The sequence below is a fragment of the Paenibacillus sp. WG02 genome (genome assembly GCF_055396115.1).
Map to the genome: position 1 here is coordinate 5,879,640 of NZ_AP036016.1, position 18,450 is coordinate 5,898,089.

An 18,450-nucleotide genomic window follows, 5' to 3' on the forward strand; every position below is an offset into this window, starting at 1 on the left:
ATCAGATCTTACCACCAGCCTTCACGGAAAGGGATGTAATAAATTATTAAAAGGTTGTCTTTAATTACGATAGGATATAAAAATACCCCCTTATTGCATTTAATTACAATATTTCAATATACCCTTCTGTTCCATGCACGCGAATTCGTTGCCCATCTTTTATCAGTTTGGTGGCATTTTCCACCCCGACAACTGCTGGCAAGCCATATTCACGTGCGATAACTGCTCCATGGGTCATCAATCCACCAACTTCGGTGACTAGACCTTTTATGGAAACAAATAATGGTGTCCAGCCAGGGTCAGTAAAGGAAGTGACTAAGATATCTCCATCTTCTAGATCAGCATGTTCCATACTTAAGATGACGCGTGCTCGTCCCTCGATCACTCCAGAAGAAACAGGCAGACCTACAATTGCATCGGCTGGGAGATTTTCTCTGTTGTACTTACCCGTAATGATTTCACCATCAGACGTAATAACACGTGGGGGCGTTAGTTTATCAAATAATTTGTACTCGTCTTTTCGTTTGCTGATGATCTGGTCATCCAGTTTATTGTTCCGTACGACATCGCGAAGTTCTTCAAAAGTGAGATAATATATGTCTTCTTTATCATTAATAACGCCTGCTAGTACGAGCTGTTCGGCTTCTTTCAGTAATGCTTGCTTATATACAAAGTAGCGACTAATCATACCGTATTTGGGGTATTCACGATAACCGATGAAATTCCGAATTAGACTGATCACTCGTTTTGTCTCGTTGGCTTTTTGTTCACCATCCGGTAATTGCTTCAATCGATCTAATAACTCTTGTTCTTTTTCCAAAGCTTCCTGTCGCCCTTGCTCAAATCTCCGTTTGCCAGCATTAGGCTCAAAGTTTTTGATGTTACCAAGAATCATCGGGACAAGTGTAATTGGTTTTTCACTCCACCGAGTTTTCGTCATATCGATTTCACCGGCACATCGCATTCCGTACTTATTCAGAAAAGCATAGATAGCGGCTTGGGCTTCTTGTCCGCCATCTAATTTAACGAGTTCATCCAAGAAATGATCATCTTTTACCTGTTGTAAATAATCAATCACTTCCGGGTAAGGACGAATCACATCCGCGACATCCAATAGCGCCAGACCCATTTCCGAAGTAATATTGTTTGGCACAGATTGAGAGAGTGTGTCTGCTGCGTTTTTTTCACCTAGCCACTCGTACATTTTTTCATTGATCCATGATGAAGCATTCATAGCAGTCATAAACACAGCCGAACTTTGTGGGTCAAATAAAATCTTTTTTAATTGCTGGATATCTTCTAAAATAAAATCCAATAAATTTGATCCTGATTTCGTTTGGATATTTTGTTTTAACTCTTCTATCGATGTTTGACTACGCTTAATCAAATCAGAAACGATTGTCGGATCGTTCTCGAATTGTGCCAGCATATCTGTATTACTTCTGCCCGGAATCGGTGCTGTTTGATCATTTGGTAACAATTTTATAAAATCTCGCGCTATTATGGTCATGAGTGCGCCTTTTATGAGCGGATCGGATCCCATGGTATTTAATAAAGTTTCCCGGCCGACAGGTGTAGCCAGCCTAGGTGCAACATCAACAAACAATCTCCCTCCGGCTTTACGCATAGGTGCAGGAGTAATTAACAGGTAAAAAGACAATCCCAGTGGTTTTATGGGATCTGTCATCATTTGTTGATGACCAACAGATATATAGACGTGATTTTCTTGATCATTCGCTTCAGGGATAGGGAATAATGTCGTGATTGGCCGACTCTGGACAATATAAAATGTATCGTGGGCCAAACACCATTCGATATCTTGTGGGTAACCAAAATAAGCTTCGATCTGTCTTCCGATGCGTGCCAGTTGTAAAATTTGTTCTTCAGTAAGTGTTTGAGTCTTTTGCTGATCAGGATCAAACTGCTTGGTCTCAGTTCCACCTTCTTTACGTCCATAGATAGCTAATTCTTTGGTTGCTATCCGCTTATTGACGATTTTTCCTTCCTGTACTGTGTAATTATCGGCAGAAACCAAGCCAGAGACCAATGCTTCTCCAAGTCCGTAACTGGCATCGAGGGATAGCACCTTTCGGTTGGAGGTCATTGGATCAGCCGTAAATAAAATCCCCGAAGCCTGTGGGAAAACCATCCTTTGAACGATAACGGATAAATAAACTTGACTGTGGTCAAATCCATTTTGCATACGGTAAATTACCGCGCGATCCGTAAATAGGGAAGCCCAACATTTGCTGATATGCTGCAAGATGGCATCGACGCCGATGATATTCAAAAAGGTGTCTTGTTGACCAGCAAAAGAGGCATGTGGTAAATCTTCAGCAGTCGCACTAGAACGAACTGCATAAGCATGTTCATCACCAAACTGGGAGAGATAGTGAGCAACTGCTTTCACAACATCGGAAGGAATTTCTACTTCCATAATGATTTGTCGAATCTTCCTGCTGATTTCACCAATTTGATCTCGATCTTCTACTTTTAGCATGGTTAGTCGATTGAGCAAAGCATGATACGTTTCGTTTTGTTCGATGGCTTTTTGATATCCAACTGTTGTAACACAAAATCCTTCTGGTACTTGTATGCCTTCTATTTTTGATAATTCCCCTAAATTTAACCCTTTTCCGCCAACGAGCAAAAGCTGCGTTTTTTCCATTTCCTGAAAACCGAGAACCAAAGAACTCATTCAATATCTCTCCTAACCATTAAATTGAAAAAACATTTGACAAGAGTTTACCGGCATGGTACACTTTAAGTGTAAGATGCAATCATTATGTCAATATAAAATGTAATGGCCGTAAGCTGATTATATCATCGTGTCTGATTATATGCAATATGAAAGAACCTGATAAAACTATCCAGGTTTTTTTTGAGGTTCAAATTTGAAATTGACAACGATTTCGGACGCATATTCGGCTAAGAGAACATCAAAAAAGGATGGCAAATTGCCATCCTTTTTTTGTCTAAAGTTAATGTTCACTTTATTTCGCTGGATGAATCCTGTTGGACTCAATAAATGCAAGTATCCCCTAGATTCCCATCTAACAACCCATTACCACTTCGATAATACAAAGTCTTAGCTTGATATTGGAAAACGCTCCAAGCCGTCTCTTTCGACCCTTTTTTTCACTAAGATGAAATAAGACAGCATCGCTGCTGCGCTAGTGGTCAAAATAATGACACCCAGCGGTACAGCCGTGCCTTCCCCGGCAATGCCGACTAGCGGAGAAACGACCGCACCGAGCAAAAAGGGAATGACGCCCATCAGCGCAGCCGCACTGCCCGCCATATGCCCCTGGCTCTCCATCGCAAGTGGAAAAGCCGCCGTGGATGTGATACCGATGGCCGCTACAAAGAAGACGAGCGGAATCACGAGTGCGTACAGCGGCCCGTGGAAAATGGCCACCAATAAGACGGCGATGCTGGCTGTGCCGGCAAGCCATAGACCGAACAGCAGGAAGGTCTGCTCCGAAATACGGTGAGCCATCCGACCGACCAACTGCGAGCCGATGATCAAGCTGATGCCGTTCGATCCGAATAACAGTGCAAATACCGTAGGGGAAACTCCATAAATATTTTGATAGATAAAAGGTGTTCCGGAAACGTACGCGAAAACCCCAGCGATCATGACCCCCTGCGCGAGCATATAGCCCGCAAATGAGCGGTCTCGCAAAAGCGATCCGTAGTTTCGCAATTGCTGAGCAAAATTGCTGGGACTGCGGCGCTCGACAGGCAGCGTCTCTTGGAGTCTCCATTTTGTCATGGCAAAGAGGAAGGCCCCCAGCAGTGCCAAAGCAATAAAGACGCCGATCCAGCTCGTGAGCGCTAGAACACCGCTTCCCGTCACCGGCGCCACAAGCGGGCCCAAATTTCCGACAAGCAAGAGCAGCGAGAAGAATTTGGTGAGCTCGTGACCGCTAAACATATCGCGTGCGATTGCACGGGAAATGACAATGCCCGCCGATGCAACAAACCCCTGCACGAGCCGTGAAAGGATCAACAGCCAAATACTCGGCGAAATCGCACAAAATATGGATGCCACAACATATATAGCCATGGAAATTAGCAGCGGCATGCGTCTGCCATAGACGTCGCTGAGCGAACCCATGACCAGTTGGCCGACGCCAAGTCCCAGTAAACAGGCGGTCAGGCTGAGCTGGACGAGAGAAACTGTCGTACCGAATTGTTCTACAATCTGAGGAAAAGCTGGTAAATACATATCGATGGTAAAAGGCCCGAGTGTCGAAAATAAACCGAGCAGCAGCGCTAGTCTAACGGCATGCTGATTGTTTTTGTTGGTCATCGTATGATGTTCTCCTATTCTTCATTCCATATCCGGAACTCATATCTCTTTTTTGTTACACCATATCATAACTGTATTGTTTTAGACAACAGTTTTATTGTGATGTAACAAAAGCAAAAAGCAGCCGATTCAGGAGTTTCCTGTACCAACTGCTTCTCGACTAATAGACGGCCGACATCACGGATGCCAAAAAAGGCACCCACCCAATTTAACAAAACTGAGCACGCCAAATGGGCTGTCTGCCTGAACGTCCCCTACTTTACAACGTCTCCGTACTGAGCGTAAATCCTTCGATCACGACGTCTTCGTCGACCTCGATCAAGATACATCGTTTTCCTTGATAATTTACCTGTCTCACGTACTTTAAATCTTGAGGACTGACCGAAATCGTGGCTATCTTCGTATCAATTTTAATCGATTTCGAAGTGAACTTCGGCATGACGCTGCTTGCTTTGAGTTCATAGTTTTTGTCGTCGACGACGTTTTGGAACGCTCGTTCCACCTTTTCCATCGTCACGCCCTCTACACCACTGACCGACAGCATGCGTTCCACATCTTTATAGTCCAGCTTTGGAGGTTCTTCATCCTCGTTGGACTCGATGACCCGATGAATTTCCTCATACACATGAGCGATCGTAGCGGCATCAAGTTGATCGCCCGCCACTTCCTTCACGATGTCCTCAAAAATGGCTCTCTCTTCTAACGCTGTCACGGTCTTCTCTGCATTTAAGACTTGATCGATGAAATGCCAATTCGGTTCATGCGCTCTCCCCGAGCAATACAGAATGCGATTCACGTCGGAATAGTTGTCTGTCACACTAGGGTAGAAAAAACCTTGTTCCGGCGTGTTCAATTTGATGATCGGATCTACGAAAACGTTATACTTAAATTCTCTCTCCACATAGTCAAACATGAGCGTTTTCTTCTGTTGTTCCGTAGAATTCACGCTGCACAGAATGAATAGATTCGCGAACATCTCGTTTTTTTCGCTCTCCATGGCATCTTCGTTCCTACTCTTAGTCGGCCGTGAATATTGTCCGCGAACGAAAGTAATCACTGTATCCTGTTCGTATGTGGTATCCACCAACATTTTTTCCACCAACAAAAGCATCAGATCTTGCCATTCTTCCGCATTACCAGTCACTAAACCTTGATGGAGAAGTACCTGCGTAGGCTGCTCCGCTTCCTCCTGAAACTTTAACTCATACATCTTCTGATCTAATTCGCCGGTCAGCAGTTTTTTGAAATTGAGCATATATAGTTCCTGCTTTTCCCTGTCTACTAGGGCGAACGGTTGGCGCTCATAATGGTAGATCTCATTGCTTTCCTTCATGATATACACGTTAAAAATATCGTGGATTTTAAGCATTTCGTTATCCAATTTAAAATGCTTGCGAATATGCGCGATTTCTTTCTTTATCATGGTCCTTCAGACGCTCCTATGAAGTAAAATGGCCTTACTAGTACTAATGATTGAATTAGAAATTTGTAACGGATGATTTGCCTTCCTGAGTGTTCACATCAAAACAAAAGCCCTTCATGAGAAGGGTTCCACGGTCACTTCCTGTATGTTAATGCATTATTATAGATTTCTCAACAATTTTGAGAATCTATCCTCAGTAATTCTGAAAATTTTCTCAAAAATTATGACAACACACTCTCGACTTGACGTGCATGGCCCCCTTTTAAATAGATCTATTGTAGAACTATATACAGGAATAAAGGTTTACAGAAATAAGGAGGAATGGGTTATGGGAGCCATTATTTCAATCGGTAATCAAAAAGGCGGTGTTGGCAAAACGACAACCACGGCCATCACGGGGTATCTTCTCTCTAAGAAGTACAAGGTTCTCTGTGTCGACTTCGATAGCCAAGGCAATTTGACACAGTTTCTTACTCAACGAGATATACACGATTACTCCAAAATGACTATTTTTGAGGCATGTAAAAACATGAATCCCACCCCCTACATCCGCAAGTTAACCTACAACCTTCACTTCATTCCGGCTGATGAAATGCTTGCAACTCTGCCTATGCTTGTCCATCAAAATCCTTCAATGAGTTCGACCATTTTGAGAGATACACTACATAAAGTAAAGGCTAGATACGACTACATACTTATTGATTTACCTCCAAATCTCGGAGAGCACACTATTAATGGTTTAGTGGCTTCCGACTATGCAATCGTCATGCTACAATGCGAACCAATGTGTTATGACGCGCTGGACAGATATATCGCAACAATGATTCACATCAAAGAGGTTAAAGAGCTGGACCTTGTTTTATGCGGCATATTGCCAACAATGATTGATTCTAGAACAATCATTGATAAAACAATCATTGATAGGGTAAGGAGAGAATACGAGGGAGTTGTGTTTCGATCGGAAATAAAGCGAAGAAATAGAATCAAGGAGTTTTCTATTACAGGAATACAGGAATACAGTAATTCAGATACATCGGCACTAAGCAATTATAGAAATTTTGTCGAGGAGCTGGAGCAGCGTGTCCAAGCGTGATGCGATTGAGCAGTTATTAGGAAAACGGCGGAGTCAAAAAATACAGGAAACTGTAAATACAGGTATACAGAAACCTGTAAATAAGAAAAAAGCAACTTTTGATTTCGATGATCAATTCCATACTGAGTTAAAGATATTCGCCGCGAAACAGAATAAGAAGATGGTTGATGTTGTTGTAGAGGCCGTAGAAGAGTATATGCGAAGACATAAAAATACCCCACCGGTCTAATAGGCCAGTGGGGATTCGCTCATTCTACAGCTCATTCGACTTAAATATTTTTGGACAGAAAGATCCGGCCGATAGTAATTAAGGTCTGCCTGCTTCCACGAATTTTTTGGCGATCATTTTCGGTTCTGTCTGGAAGGTAGTAAAATGGTCTCCGTCACCTTCAATGTAACGGAAGAAACCAAGATGGTTGGATTGGTTCGTATGCCATGCAAAGTCGCCGTGTGGAAGAGCAATATCTTCAGTCAGGTTAAGATAAGTTTTCGGAATTTGCAGGCTGTAGAACTTTTTCAGATCTAGTTTTTGAAATAATGGGCTCGCAGGTTCTGGGGTAATCTTGCTATACATCGCTTTCGCTTCCTCTAAGCTAGCCGTGTTAGCGAAGGCATCGCGGAACAGCGGGAACGGGAGCATGATCGTGTTGTTACTTGATGCATCTGCCAATTGTTTGAAAGTTTCTTGAACAGGCGGCGGAAGTTGATCGTACAAGCTTTGGCCGTCCAGAGGAGCAAAAGCGTTAGCAAACACGAGACGGTCGATTCGGTCCGGGATTTGCTGTGCTACTGTTGCGATTACCGTACCGCCAAAGCTATGTCCGAGCAGAACGATATGATTTAAATCTTTTTCCTTGATATAGTCAACAACGGCTGTCGTAATTTGCTCATGAGTTACGTTTTTATCTGTCAGGACTCCATGACCTGGCAGTTCCGGTACGTAAACTGTGTGGTCTAGTTTGCGAAGCTCGGCAGATACTGCATCAAACTGACTAATATCTGCCCACGAGCCATGAATAATTACAAAGTTCAGTTTGTTTACATTGTCCACTTTTTCACCTCAGTTTTGTTTGTTATGAATTTGCTTCTTTGCGGAATTGAGTTGGTTGCCTAGTAAAATACATAGTAGGGCAATTACTGTCAGACCAAAAATAATCATTTTTTTATTCTTGAATTAGATACATTCAGCCCCCCCTACTGTTGCTCCATCCTACAATGTCGAATGTAAAAGCGATTTTCTCTTATGAGTACGATGTCACCGGTCAATTTATTACCAATTTAACAGGCAAAGTAAGTTAAATCTTGTATATCCGTTCCCTTATAGAACAAGGTGCGCCATGTTACGACCTGCTTAGGATTCTCCTATCAAAGACGACCTCGACACCACCAAAAACTAACTCCCCAGAGATAAACGTGATAAACGGATCCTGCAATAAAAGGAGCGACAATATTATATACATCCTTATCACCAACTCCTGCGAACACAAGCTTTTCTGCACCATAAGCTTTCTTGTTGAATGCCTCCAGCAGTTGCTTAGAGGACTTTACTTCGTTACGCAAAGAAAGTGCCAATGGAACTTCACTCCATTCCTATTTGTGATGTTTTTGATCATAAAGTAGGCATAGAGAAAAGTAAATTTCGATTTTTAGGAATTACTATTGAGAATTTACAATCGTTGGTTTTTATATAGGTAATAGCTATTTCTCCTCGGCAGCAGCTATCTCTTCTGCCTTTCGAACTTCACTGAAAAAATGATCTAACTCATGCTTTGCAACTTCACGTATAAATCCTAGTTCTTCACCAAATAGCTCAGGAGTCCATGTACGGCCGAAGGATGCATGGACCACCTCATCTGCCCAATCGTAATCCTGGAACTGAGTCATTAATGGATGCTTCACTTGATCTCTGCAAAATTCAAATTCCCCTACTTTCCCCGGTCGCTTCATCGCCCCCTCTTCGATTCCAATACTTAGCCACGCGTATTGGGCACTCGGGATTTTTTCTATATTGATATCATAATCAGACGTATATTGCGGGCGTGAACGCCAATTCAACCCTTCAGCCTCCAGAGTTGCTTGACCAAACAACGCATGGCGAACCTCATCCCACAAGTGCTTTGCTAAGTCCCGATAGAATGCCCACGGCATTCCTTTTTGTGACCATAACACAGCTGCAATCAGTTCCGCCGCCGTCATCTCTTCCTGACGTACTCTCATCATACCGACAAGTCTGTCGTCATTCGGCTTCTCGAATTTCATTCCCATGCTTGTACGGTAAAGGGTTGTTTCACCCATACGTGCTTCTCGTTGCGATTTTTTGGGCAATTGATAGACCTGGAATGATCTTATACGTTCTGGTATTTCTGTAGACCTTTTCATTTCGTTGCTCATTCCACCTGCTGCAAGGATGCATCGCTTTAACAACGTACACAGTTCTTCAGAACCAGCCTCCTCCCACTCCCCCTCGTTCTTCAGGTGAGCAATTGCTGCTTCCCCCCAATTTACTTGTTCCTCCAGATCGAGAAGGATTGAGCGTAATATACGAATAGTCGGTTGATCTACAATTTGTTGTGTACGTTGTATATGGCTCTTATAGGCTTCAATAAGCGCTGGTTTAATCACTGTATACACGCCAGCTAACCATTCGGAATCTGTACGAGCATGAAGAATTTCGTCCATAAGCAGCGTTAAAGCTGGATCTGGTTCCTGCCCAACGTTAGCAAGAGGCGTACGCAGATGGCTCACACGTGTACGAAGCTGATCCGCTGCTTCTGCATCCTCATAGATGTGTCGTCCCATCGCAGTTTTGATGTCCCAGTTATGTCGTGCAGGCAGTCTGAGCTGCACCTATAAACATAAGACGCTCATGAATGAACCTATATCTCTGCAGTATCTTAGCGTTCGCATCAACACCAAAAGCACCAATTGAATGTGGATTAGCAATTCCTGTAAATGTAATTTCCAACTTAATTCCCTCCTATATCGAGTGCTGAATAATTTCATTTTCTCTTAATGTGAATTCGTTTACAATAGATAAAGAAAGGATTTCAATGGATTTATTTGATCAGAAAGGGTGCCTCTAATTGAATGAAAAATTGCCTACTTTACATTACTGCGGTGACTTTGTTGTTCGACGTAACTGGAAGCTGGGACCACGTATTTTAGACGATAACGAGTTTGTGTTTTTCCCTCAGGGAAATGGAACCATCTACCGAAATGGAGATCAAGTTTATACATTGAATCAACCATGTTGGGTCCTTACGAAGGCAGGGGAAACTCACAGCTATCATTTCGGAGAGACCGCAGCTACTCGTCATCTTTTTCTGCATTTCAATGGTGGTGAATGGTTCGCGCCTACGCTATTTAGTACGAAGTGTTGTGATGTAATACCGGTTAGGGAAGGTGGACTACCATCGGCTATAATCAGCCAGATCCTCCACATCGCTCATGAAGAGAAAGATATCAATCGATGCAATATCTTATTGTCAGCTCTGCTTAGCGAACTTGAATACTTGGGCAATAAAAGCAAAAACACTTCAGTCCCCTCTATGGAATATTTAAAAAATAAAAAAGAGGCCGTAACCGACCCCGCCTATCCGCTCGTGGTGAGCAAAGCATTAACCTATATTCGTAATAGGCTCCTTGAGCCTATCACCGTAGCCGATATTGCAGTTCATTGTCAGTTATCTCATGAACATCTGACTAGAGTCTTCGTACGTGTCATCGGAATTCCTTTGCGTCAAATGATCATTCAACTGCGGCTAGAACGCGCTTCTCATATGCTTCGTCATAGTACACTTAGCATTAAAGAAATCGCCTCGCAGTGTGGATATGCTGAGAATCATTACTTTTCACGAGCTTTTACCGCCTATTACGGTATGACAGCGACAGAATATCGCAAAGAATATACGGACCCACGTGTCCAACACATCGTTCCTGACGAACGATTGGAAGAAAATTATCCGATTAATGTTTATTTTCACCTTAACCCTTAATGCCTGTCATAGATATGCCCTCGATAATATTACGTTGGAGAACAAGATAAACGAGCAGTACAGGCATGACGGCAATAGCAGAACCGGACATCATTAACGTCCAGTCAGTCACATAGAGTCCCTTAAACGTACTAAGCATCAAAGGTACGGTAAAGTTATCGGTTGAGCTCAGGAAAATAACAGGCTTAAAAAAACTGTTCCAATTTCCCAAGAACGAAACTATCGCCAACGAGGCTAGTGCCGGACGAATGAGAGGAACCATGATACGCCAGTAAATCTTCCACATGTTCGCACCATCTACGTAGGCTGCTTCTGATAAGTCACGTGGGATACCCATAAAAAATTGCCTCAATAAAAATACACCAAAAGCACTGAACAATGCATCCGGAACAATGAGCGATAAATGCGTATCGAGCCAGCCGAGATTTTTTAAAATGATGTAAAGTGGAACGATCGTAACCTGTTCGGGAACCATCAACATGGAAAGAAACAGGATAAAGAGAACATTACGAAAGGGAAAATCAATTTTAGCAAATGAAAAAGCAGCCATAGAGCATGTTAACAATTGACTCAGTACCACGATCACAGAAATATAAGCACTGTTTATGTATGCCTTATCAAATGGCATAGCTGTTAGAGATCGGCTAATATTCTCCCATCTCCATGGATTTGGAAATAAGGTCGGCGGCACTTGAAAGATTTGGGCTAAGTCTTTTAAACCGCTGAATGCCATCCAAAGAAACGGGCCAAACATGACTACAGAGGCTAAAATTAACAGCACATGCAGAATAATGGTTGATACTTTACTACCTATATGCTTGCTCTTTTGTTTACTGGGTACTGTCCCTGCTGGAACTAATTTCTGATTTACCGTTTTCATGCGAAATCCTCCTTAATCCGCGTAATGGACCCATTTGCGTGAAATATAGGTCTGTGCAATGGTAAAAGTCAGAATAATAACAAAAAGCATAGTAGCCGCTGCCGCACTGCGTCCGAATTGAAAGTTTTTGAAGGCTAGCTCGTACAAATGATACACAATCGTATAACTAGCTTTTGCTGGACCACCGCTCGTCATAACGAAAGCCGTATCAAAGATTTTAAACGAGTCAATAATGCCAATAATGGTAACAAATAAGGTAGTTGGTGACAAAAGTGGCACAGTAATTTTCCAGAATTGCTGTGACCTTGATGCACCGTCGATCATGGAAGCCTCATAGTAATCTCTGGATATTCCCTGTAAACCAGCCAGAAAAATGATCATGTTAAATCCTAATTTTTGCCAAATACTTACAATCGCCAATGATGGCAGGACGAGGTTCAAGTTAGTCAACCATTGTGGCCCTTTAATGCCGAACAAGCTATGCAGCAGAAAATTGATGATGCCGAAGTCACCATTAAGCAGCCACATCCATACAATCGCGACAGCGACAGAGCTTGTAACTACTGGCATGAAGAAAAACAACCGATACATAACACGATATCTCACTTTGTTCAAAGCAACAGCGACCAATATCGCTAGAAAAATACCCATTGGGACCGTTAATAAGGAATAATAAAGGGTATTCACTAGTGCCTTCTGGAAATCAGGATTATGAAAGGCGTAACTGAAATTATTAAATCCAATAAAAGTCGCAGGCTGAAATCCATCCCAATCTAATGTACTCAAAACAAAGGTTGTGATCAGAGGGATAAGTGAAAAGGAAAGCAGTCCGATTAATTGTGGGGCAATAAAGAAATACCCCCAGAATGTATTAGAACGTTTACGGTTCATGCAAGTCCTCCCCTATAAATGGTTTCAAAAAAATAAAAAGGAGGGACGGAATACAAACATCCTTCCCTCCTTCATGTCACACATTACCGTACATGCATCCTATTTTTTCGCTTTTACTTCGTCGATCTTCTTATTAACACCTTCGCTTATTTTCTTTAATGTCGTCTGAGCATCCTGTTTGCCTAACAACAAGAGGTCGTAGTTATCTTTCACAACATCAGAAGCTCCAGGAACAGCTGATTCGGAAGGCCATAGGGCATAACCAATCTCACGAGCATCGAGGAAATATTGCGCATGTGCCGGCTGTGCATTCTTATCCAAAACGAGATCATCTACACCGCTAATCGAAGGAACTGCATTTCCGCCCTTAAGACGGAAGTTTTGACCATCCTTGGAAACAAAGTAGGATAGAAACTCATAAGTCTCTTTAGCATGAGCTGTCTTTTTATTCATAACCATGTAAGCTGTTGGAATGCCAGCTGGTTCCATTTTTTTGCCAGTGTTAGTTGGTAGTGGGACAATGTCGTATTTTAAAGAAGTGTTTGCATTAAACTGCGGAACCCACCAACGACCAGCAATCCCAAATCCGACTTGGTTCGACATGAACATGGCATCTGGGCCTTGTCCTTTAGGAAGTGAACCTGAGAATACGAAGTTTTTGTTCTTTGTGTTTTCCGCAAGATATTGGAAGGCTTCAACCGTTTTCGGATCCTGATCTCCAATGAATTTGCCATCCTGAGGCTTATCGTAAGCTTTACCTCCGTTTAACGTTACCCATGAATAGACCGGGGATGACCAATCTTCAAGTACAAGACCATATTTATTTTTAGACTTTAGCTGCTCCGTTAATTCTTGTAGCTTCTTCCAATTCCACTGCCCTGAATCGTACAATTTCTGTGGATCGTCGGTGATACCCGCTTCAGTCAATACTGTCTTGTTGTAGTACATGACTAACGGATTACAGTCGACTGTGACTCCATATATTTTATCGCCTTTCTTCGAACCGCCCCATAATCCTTCAGCAAAATCCTCGGCTTTGATTGGGCCATTGCCTACTTTCATCAATGGTGTCAATTCTTCGATTGAACCGTTACTAATAAGTTTAACGACGGTTTGATCTCCAGCGTAAAATGCGTCTGGCGCAGTGCCACCCTGCAGTTGAGTAATGATTTTCTCTTCGTAGCCATCGTTCGGTACGGGTACCAGCTCCCATTTCACATTCGGATGATCTTTATTATACTGATCTGTCAGTTCGTAAAAGCGCTTTAACTCTCCCGGATTACCCCAAGTACTCCACTTTAATTTGATAACCTCTCCATTTCCAGCCTTAGACCCTGATCCCTTCGTTGCATCTGCTGTGTTGCCACCTGCCGGTGAAGAGAGACTGCAAGCAGTAGTAATCATCGTTAGCATCAGGACGGAGCTGGTTGTTAACCCCCACGTTTTTTTCATTACCATTCTTCCAATCGACTCCTCTCACATATTTAGATATAAAACCACTGGAATAAATTGGACTGCTATGAGTTAAACATATTTTAGAATATGATGATAGCGTTTTCAATGAACTTTCCCGAATAGTAGATGGATTTTTTTGATCAAGCATCTAATATTTTTCAGATCCTATTATCGTCGCATTTTGCTGATTAATGCGGAATTTTCACTAACTATTATTCGACAAAATCAGTGAAAAAAATGTCAAAAAAGTTAACCTTAAGACTATGAAATTGATCCATACTCAATTTACAATAGAACTTTGAATCTAAACATCATACAATGGAGCTCTATCACATATTCATAGGAGCAGCCCAATCCTCATTTTAAAGTTTGACTTGTATGAAGATGTTCAAAAAATGATTAGTCGTTGGGGGCATTCACTTGGCGAAACATAACGAAATAAAGATAAGTCATAAGCTTCAACAAGCTTCCGTGAAAGTCGGGTCTGCGCGAACTGCAGCGACTAAATGGGTCATGCACCACGCCAGCATAGATGCTTGTTTCCTTGGGGCGTATTTCAGCGGCTCGACGGTAGGGCTGCCTGATGACGCTGAGTTGTCGGCAGCCTCCGATATCGATGTCGTGATTGTTACCACACATGCTGAGCCCCCACTCAAACTTGGGAAGTTCATCTACGATGGCATCCTTGTGGAAGCCACGTATTTGTCTTGGAACGAACTCGCCTCGGTCGATGGGGTTCTGACGTCCTATCACCTTGCAGGCAGTTTCCGCGTAGATTCGATCATTTCTGACCCCACCGGACATCTGCGCAGACTGCAAACACAGGTATCTCGCCACTTTGCTGAGCGGGTGTGGGTACGTCGCCGATGTGAGAACGCTCGGCAGAAGATCGAGAACGCACTGCAGGCCATAGATACTTCTGCACCATTGCACGATCTAGTGACGGCGTGGTTATTCCCGACCGGCGTAACAACGCACGTCCTCCTTGTGGCCGCACTTCGCAACCCTACGGTGCGGTTCCGCTACCTCGCCGCACGCGATGTGCTTACGGAATACGGCCACGCTGACCTCTACCCAGATCTGCTGAAGCTGCTAGGCTGCGCTTATCTGACCCCCAAGCGCATCGAACATCATCTCGCCAAGCTCGCACTAGTATACGATGCCGCTGCAACTGTGGCCAAAACACCTTTCTTCTTTAGTACCGACATCACCGCCACAACACGACCAATTGCAATCGACGGAAGCCGTGAACTCATCCGGACAGGCAACCACCGTGAAGCGGTCTTCTGGATCGTCGCAACCTTTGCCCGCTGCCACAAGATTTTGGCTGCAGACGCTCCACCGGACCTGCAACGGTTATTCGCTCCAGACTTTGAGGCTATCATCGCCGACCTCGGCATCACTTCCACCGATTCCTTCATACGCCGTTCAGAGGACGTCATGCAGTTCCTACCGAAGCTCTGGGAGACCACCGAGGCAATCCTATTCGCCAACTCAGGCATCGTGTCTGAGTAGCGCATTTCAAATGCCTGACATCGCTCTCTTTAAGTTCTTTCCTGTACTTTAAACGCAGTGTAGCATCTTCCGTTTTCGAGAGGACGATCTTTCTATATGCCCGGACATACTCTTAAACACGGGGACTACACCATGGAAGAAATCACACAATTCTGCGGGTTTTCCGATGTACCGCATTTTTCGTATGCATTTAAGAAAATAACGGGAGAAACGCCGGGGAGTTTCAGGAAAAATTATGCTGAATAAGGTGAAACAACAATAGCCTAATCCCCTGCCATTGTTCAGAAGGGGGGATAGGCTATTGTCGACAACGAATTCCGATTGACTCATCTCCCAAGATAAGCTTCTTACCTCTAAGTTGATCGCCAAATTATTTAATTCGCCACGCCGTAAAACCGGAGCTCATTGCTTGGCAGCGACCGATCGCTTGATCCGCTGTACCGATATCTTTGCTCCATTCTAAGTGATAACGGAATTCGTAGAATCCGCCGAGTGTCGCTTTAAAATTCGTTTCCCAGTAATTGGTCATCACCCAAGCGTACAACTGTCGCTCGGTATCTTCCCGCTGCTGCGTATGCAGCAGTCTTTTGCCATGCTCCAAAGATCCTAACTGCATGAGCGGCGTATCCGGGGTAGCGATCATCAGCGAACGGTCTTCACTTACAAAAGCAAGCCCCTCTTGAATGCAAGAAAAATCGAGCAGTGTTCCCGGCAACTGGTCGGTCCATGGACGCACGAGCGCTCCGGGCTTATCAAGCCACAACGTTTCATCGTCTAAGCTTCCGTTCGTGAACGGCAGCGAAATATAGACGTTTTCCGGTTCCCATACGCTGTCTTTATGAAAGCGAACGGCAACATCGACCCTGTTGATCGTCGTACAAAGCTTTAAAAACAGCGAATAATAGCTCATCCCCGGTGATTGAAACTGGAGCTCGACGACGCCGTACAACGGACCGCTCCCAACCGCTTTTGCCTTCACTATACGTCCGGCCGAGCGCTTCACGTTCAGCCCTTTCCGGTTGCGGCCCATCGAAGAGCGGGCGGTGTAGATGCTGCTCGGGTTGATCGGATCAACCGCAGGCGTCACCTCGTACACGGGTGTAAATGCTCCGTGCTTTCGGTCCGCGCGGATCATCTCTTCCCCGGTTTCCTTGTTCACCCACGAGAAGATCCCTTCGTCTTCGCTCCAACGGATGACCGCAAACGGTGATTCGATGGCATACTGCGAAATGACGAACATATCAGGCTCTCCGCCGTGCGGGTGCATATCCTCGATGTCATAAACCGAGTCAACACCGACCAGCTTGAAGTTGCTCGTCGTTTTCGCTTTCGAGACTTCCACCGGCCGGATGAAAAATTGTTTCTGCTCGCCCGGCTTTAAATCCGCTTCGACCGTAACCGTCTGGTAGCCTCGCTGAGAAGGAACTACATGCCCGCTGCTTTCTTCAACGACTTCCAGTCCGTCTTTGAACCGTTCGTTCTCAAAGCCGTCCCACTCCAAGTCGACAAGCTGCTTGGAAGAATGCTGTTCCGTGTTGACGACACGATAACGGAACGGGCGTCCCGGGTGCAGCAGAGAGCCGTCCAAGGCGTTACGCACTTTATCCAAAGCGCTGTGAGCCAGCCGGCTCGCGTTCGCCGCATAAGCCAGCTTGCGAACCTCAAGCATCTGGACGTTCCAATGCCAAGGCGAATGAACCGACGCATGGAATCCCCATGTATGCTCGGCATACATAATAAGCTGCTGCTCGATTTCGGACAGCTCCGCCGAGTCAACGATTTGCTTTTGCGGATCAAGCCGTTTGACTTTGCGCAGCGTGCGCTGTGCATCCTTGTAAATTTGCGTCTGCATCGGTGTGGACCCTACCCCGTCCGACCACCAATCCGGCCAATCTCCCCGATACACCGGAATGTCGGCTTCTTGCTCTCTCAGATGCCGGAAAAATTCGCTTAACGTTGACAGCTCGATACGAACCTCGTCCCCGTTTTCCGCATTCCATGTCCGAAGCACTTCCGCAATCTCCCCGTTAGGCGAACCATTATCTGTAGCCAGCCCCTGTACCATAACAGGAACAAAATCATACGGATATTGCTCCTCCTCCAACTTGTTTAAATAACGTTCGATTCGAGTGGTCATGATTTCGAAGCGGTTGTCTACAATCCCCGGCGTATGAAACTCATCACGGATCAAGTAACTGTTGACCGCATCCGGGCACAACCCTAATTCGTTGCCAAACATGTAGTGATCTCCGTTCCAAACGAGCAGCTTGTCGCCGCTTGGTGTCTCCCACCAGAACGGAATTTGCTTGCGGCCAAGCGCAAACATCCCGTGATGCGTATGAATACATGAAAAAAGATGCTGGATGCCCGCTTCCGCCAAGCTTTGCGCGTATCCCCAGCTGTAGCCGTTAATATCGGCCGTCATTGCCGAATCAACCTGGCAACCGATCGAACGCCCGTATTCGGCCGCTTTCGAGTGAATGGATCGCAGAAGGTCGTAATCGGGCAGTTCGGTCATGTTGAGATACGTTCCCGATAGTTCAATATCGCCTCGCCGCACGGCTTCCGCAAAATCGTTTTTCTCTTCCGCGCTTGCTTCCTTCAAAAACTGCTCGACTGCCCAAAACGTCTCGCAAGTCCATTTGAAGCCGCTCCACTCGCTGCGCGTCCCTGATCGGGCATCCTTCGAAATTTGCAGCGCTTGTCGTATAAAGTCTACGTGATACTGCTCGATCCGTTCTTGTCTTTCCGTATAGCCGATGTCCGTATGGGAATGGTGAATGACGAAAATGTGCCATTTCCGGTTTGTTTTGATCATATTATACAACTCTCCCTTACCTATGAATGATATGAAATCCAGGTTGCCTCAATGGGCAAAAGTAC

16 protein-coding genes are annotated in these 18,450 nt (G+C 44.5%); 5 read left to right on the top strand and 11 right to left on the bottom strand.

Annotated elements, in window-relative coordinates; genetic code table 11:
• Positions 1-103: 103 nt before the first annotated feature.
• The 3 genes from ppsA to ACBP55_RS26620 form a co-directional block, all read right to left on the bottom strand.
• Positions 104-2,698 (bottom strand): phosphoenolpyruvate synthase, encoded by a 2,595-nt coding sequence (gene ppsA / locus ACBP55_RS26610; protein ID WP_464645882.1) that lies wholly within the window; start codon positions 2,696-2,698, stop codon positions 104-106.
• A gap of 390 nt (positions 2,699-3,088) precedes the next feature.
• A complete protein-coding gene (locus ACBP55_RS26615; protein WP_464645883.1) occupies positions 3,089-4,315 on the bottom strand; it encodes a multidrug effflux MFS transporter in 1,227 nt (408 codons plus the stop codon).
• Positions 4,316-4,574: 259 nt separating this feature from the next.
• On the bottom strand, positions 4,575-5,738 hold the full coding sequence (locus ACBP55_RS26620; RefSeq protein WP_171640810.1) for a DUF4317 domain-containing protein: 1,164 nt from the start codon (positions 5,736-5,738) through the stop codon (positions 4,575-4,577).
• A 328-nt stretch (positions 5,739-6,066) separates the two neighbouring features.
• Between ACBP55_RS26620 and ACBP55_RS26625 the strand changes: the two genes are divergently transcribed.
• On the top strand, positions 6,067-6,831 hold the full coding sequence (locus tag ACBP55_RS26625) for a ParA family protein (protein WP_464645884.1): 765 nt from the start codon (positions 6,067-6,069) through the stop codon (positions 6,829-6,831).
• Entirely contained in the window at positions 6,818-7,060 is a 243-nt protein-coding gene (locus ACBP55_RS26630; RefSeq protein WP_464645885.1) for a hypothetical protein, read from the top strand. Before ACBP55_RS26625 ends, ACBP55_RS26630 begins: the two co-directional genes overlap by 14 nt.
• Before the next feature lie 78 nt (positions 7,061-7,138).
• On the opposite strand, the gene ACBP55_RS26635 is transcribed toward ACBP55_RS26630, so the two are convergent.
• The 4 genes from ACBP55_RS26635 to ACBP55_RS26650 form a co-directional block, all read right to left on the bottom strand.
• The gene (locus ACBP55_RS26635; protein WP_464645886.1) at positions 7,139-7,882 is read right to left on the bottom strand and encodes an alpha/beta hydrolase; all 744 of its coding nucleotides are present in this window, start codon (positions 7,880-7,882) and stop codon (positions 7,139-7,141) included.
• Between the two features lie 314 nt (positions 7,883-8,196).
• Complete coding sequence (locus ACBP55_RS26640; protein ID WP_464645887.1) at positions 8,197-8,403, bottom strand: hypothetical protein; 207 nt, start codon at positions 8,401-8,403, stop codon at positions 8,197-8,199.
• A 126-nt stretch (positions 8,404-8,529) separates the two neighbouring features.
• On the bottom strand, positions 8,530-9,630 hold the full coding sequence (locus tag ACBP55_RS26645) for a hypothetical protein (RefSeq protein ID WP_464645888.1): 1,101 nt from the start codon (positions 9,628-9,630) through the stop codon (positions 8,530-8,532).
• A gap of 19 nt (positions 9,631-9,649) precedes the next feature.
• A complete protein-coding gene (locus ACBP55_RS26650) occupies positions 9,650-9,796 on the bottom strand; it encodes a hypothetical protein (RefSeq protein WP_464645889.1) in 147 nt (48 codons plus the stop codon).
• A gap of 118 nt (positions 9,797-9,914) precedes the next feature.
• On the opposite strand from ACBP55_RS26650, the gene ACBP55_RS26655 reads away from it, so the two are divergent.
• On the top strand, positions 9,915-10,826 hold the full coding sequence (locus tag ACBP55_RS26655) for a helix-turn-helix domain-containing protein (RefSeq protein ID WP_464645890.1): 912 nt from the start codon (positions 9,915-9,917) through the stop codon (positions 10,824-10,826).
• On the opposite strand, the gene ACBP55_RS26660 is transcribed toward ACBP55_RS26655, so the two are convergent.
• The 3 genes from ACBP55_RS26660 to ACBP55_RS26670 all read right to left on the bottom strand — a co-directional run bounded on the left by ACBP55_RS26660 (position 10,816) and on the right by ACBP55_RS26670 (position 14,049).
• Positions 10,816-11,706, bottom strand: a complete 891-nt coding sequence (locus ACBP55_RS26660) for a carbohydrate ABC transporter permease (protein ID WP_173188338.1) — start codon at positions 11,704-11,706, stop codon at positions 10,816-10,818. The two genes, ACBP55_RS26655 and ACBP55_RS26660, sit on opposite strands and share 11 nt — an antisense overlap.
• Positions 11,707-11,718: 12 nt before the next feature.
• Positions 11,719-12,597 carry a carbohydrate ABC transporter permease gene (locus ACBP55_RS26665; protein ID WP_047687703.1) on the bottom strand — a complete coding sequence of 293 codons (879 nt, stop codon included), beginning with the start codon at positions 12,595-12,597 and terminating at the stop codon, positions 11,719-11,721.
• Between the two features lie 99 nt (positions 12,598-12,696).
• Complete coding sequence (locus ACBP55_RS26670) at positions 12,697-14,049, bottom strand: ABC transporter substrate-binding protein (RefSeq protein WP_464645891.1); 1,353 nt, start codon at positions 14,047-14,049, stop codon at positions 12,697-12,699.
• Between the two features lie 423 nt (positions 14,050-14,472).
• Here ACBP55_RS26670 and ACBP55_RS26675 point away from each other — a divergent pair, with 423 nt between their 5' ends.
• Both ACBP55_RS26675 and ACBP55_RS26680 read left to right on the top strand, forming a co-directional pair.
• The gene (locus ACBP55_RS26675; protein ID WP_464645892.1) at positions 14,473-15,567 is read left to right on the top strand and encodes a hypothetical protein; all 1,095 of its coding nucleotides are present in this window, start codon (positions 14,473-14,475) and stop codon (positions 15,565-15,567) included.
• Positions 15,568-15,663: 96 nt separating this feature from the next.
• The gene (locus ACBP55_RS26680; RefSeq protein WP_464645893.1) at positions 15,664-15,813 is read left to right on the top strand and encodes a helix-turn-helix domain-containing protein; all 150 of its coding nucleotides are present in this window, start codon (positions 15,664-15,666) and stop codon (positions 15,811-15,813) included.
• Between the two features lie 124 nt (positions 15,814-15,937).
• On the opposite strand, the gene ACBP55_RS26685 is transcribed toward ACBP55_RS26680, so the two are convergent.
• Positions 15,938-18,385 carry a glycoside hydrolase family 38 N-terminal domain-containing protein gene (locus ACBP55_RS26685; RefSeq protein WP_464645894.1) on the bottom strand — a complete coding sequence of 816 codons (2,448 nt, stop codon included), beginning with the start codon at positions 18,383-18,385 and terminating at the stop codon, positions 15,938-15,940.
• Positions 18,386-18,450 lie beyond the last annotated feature (65 nt).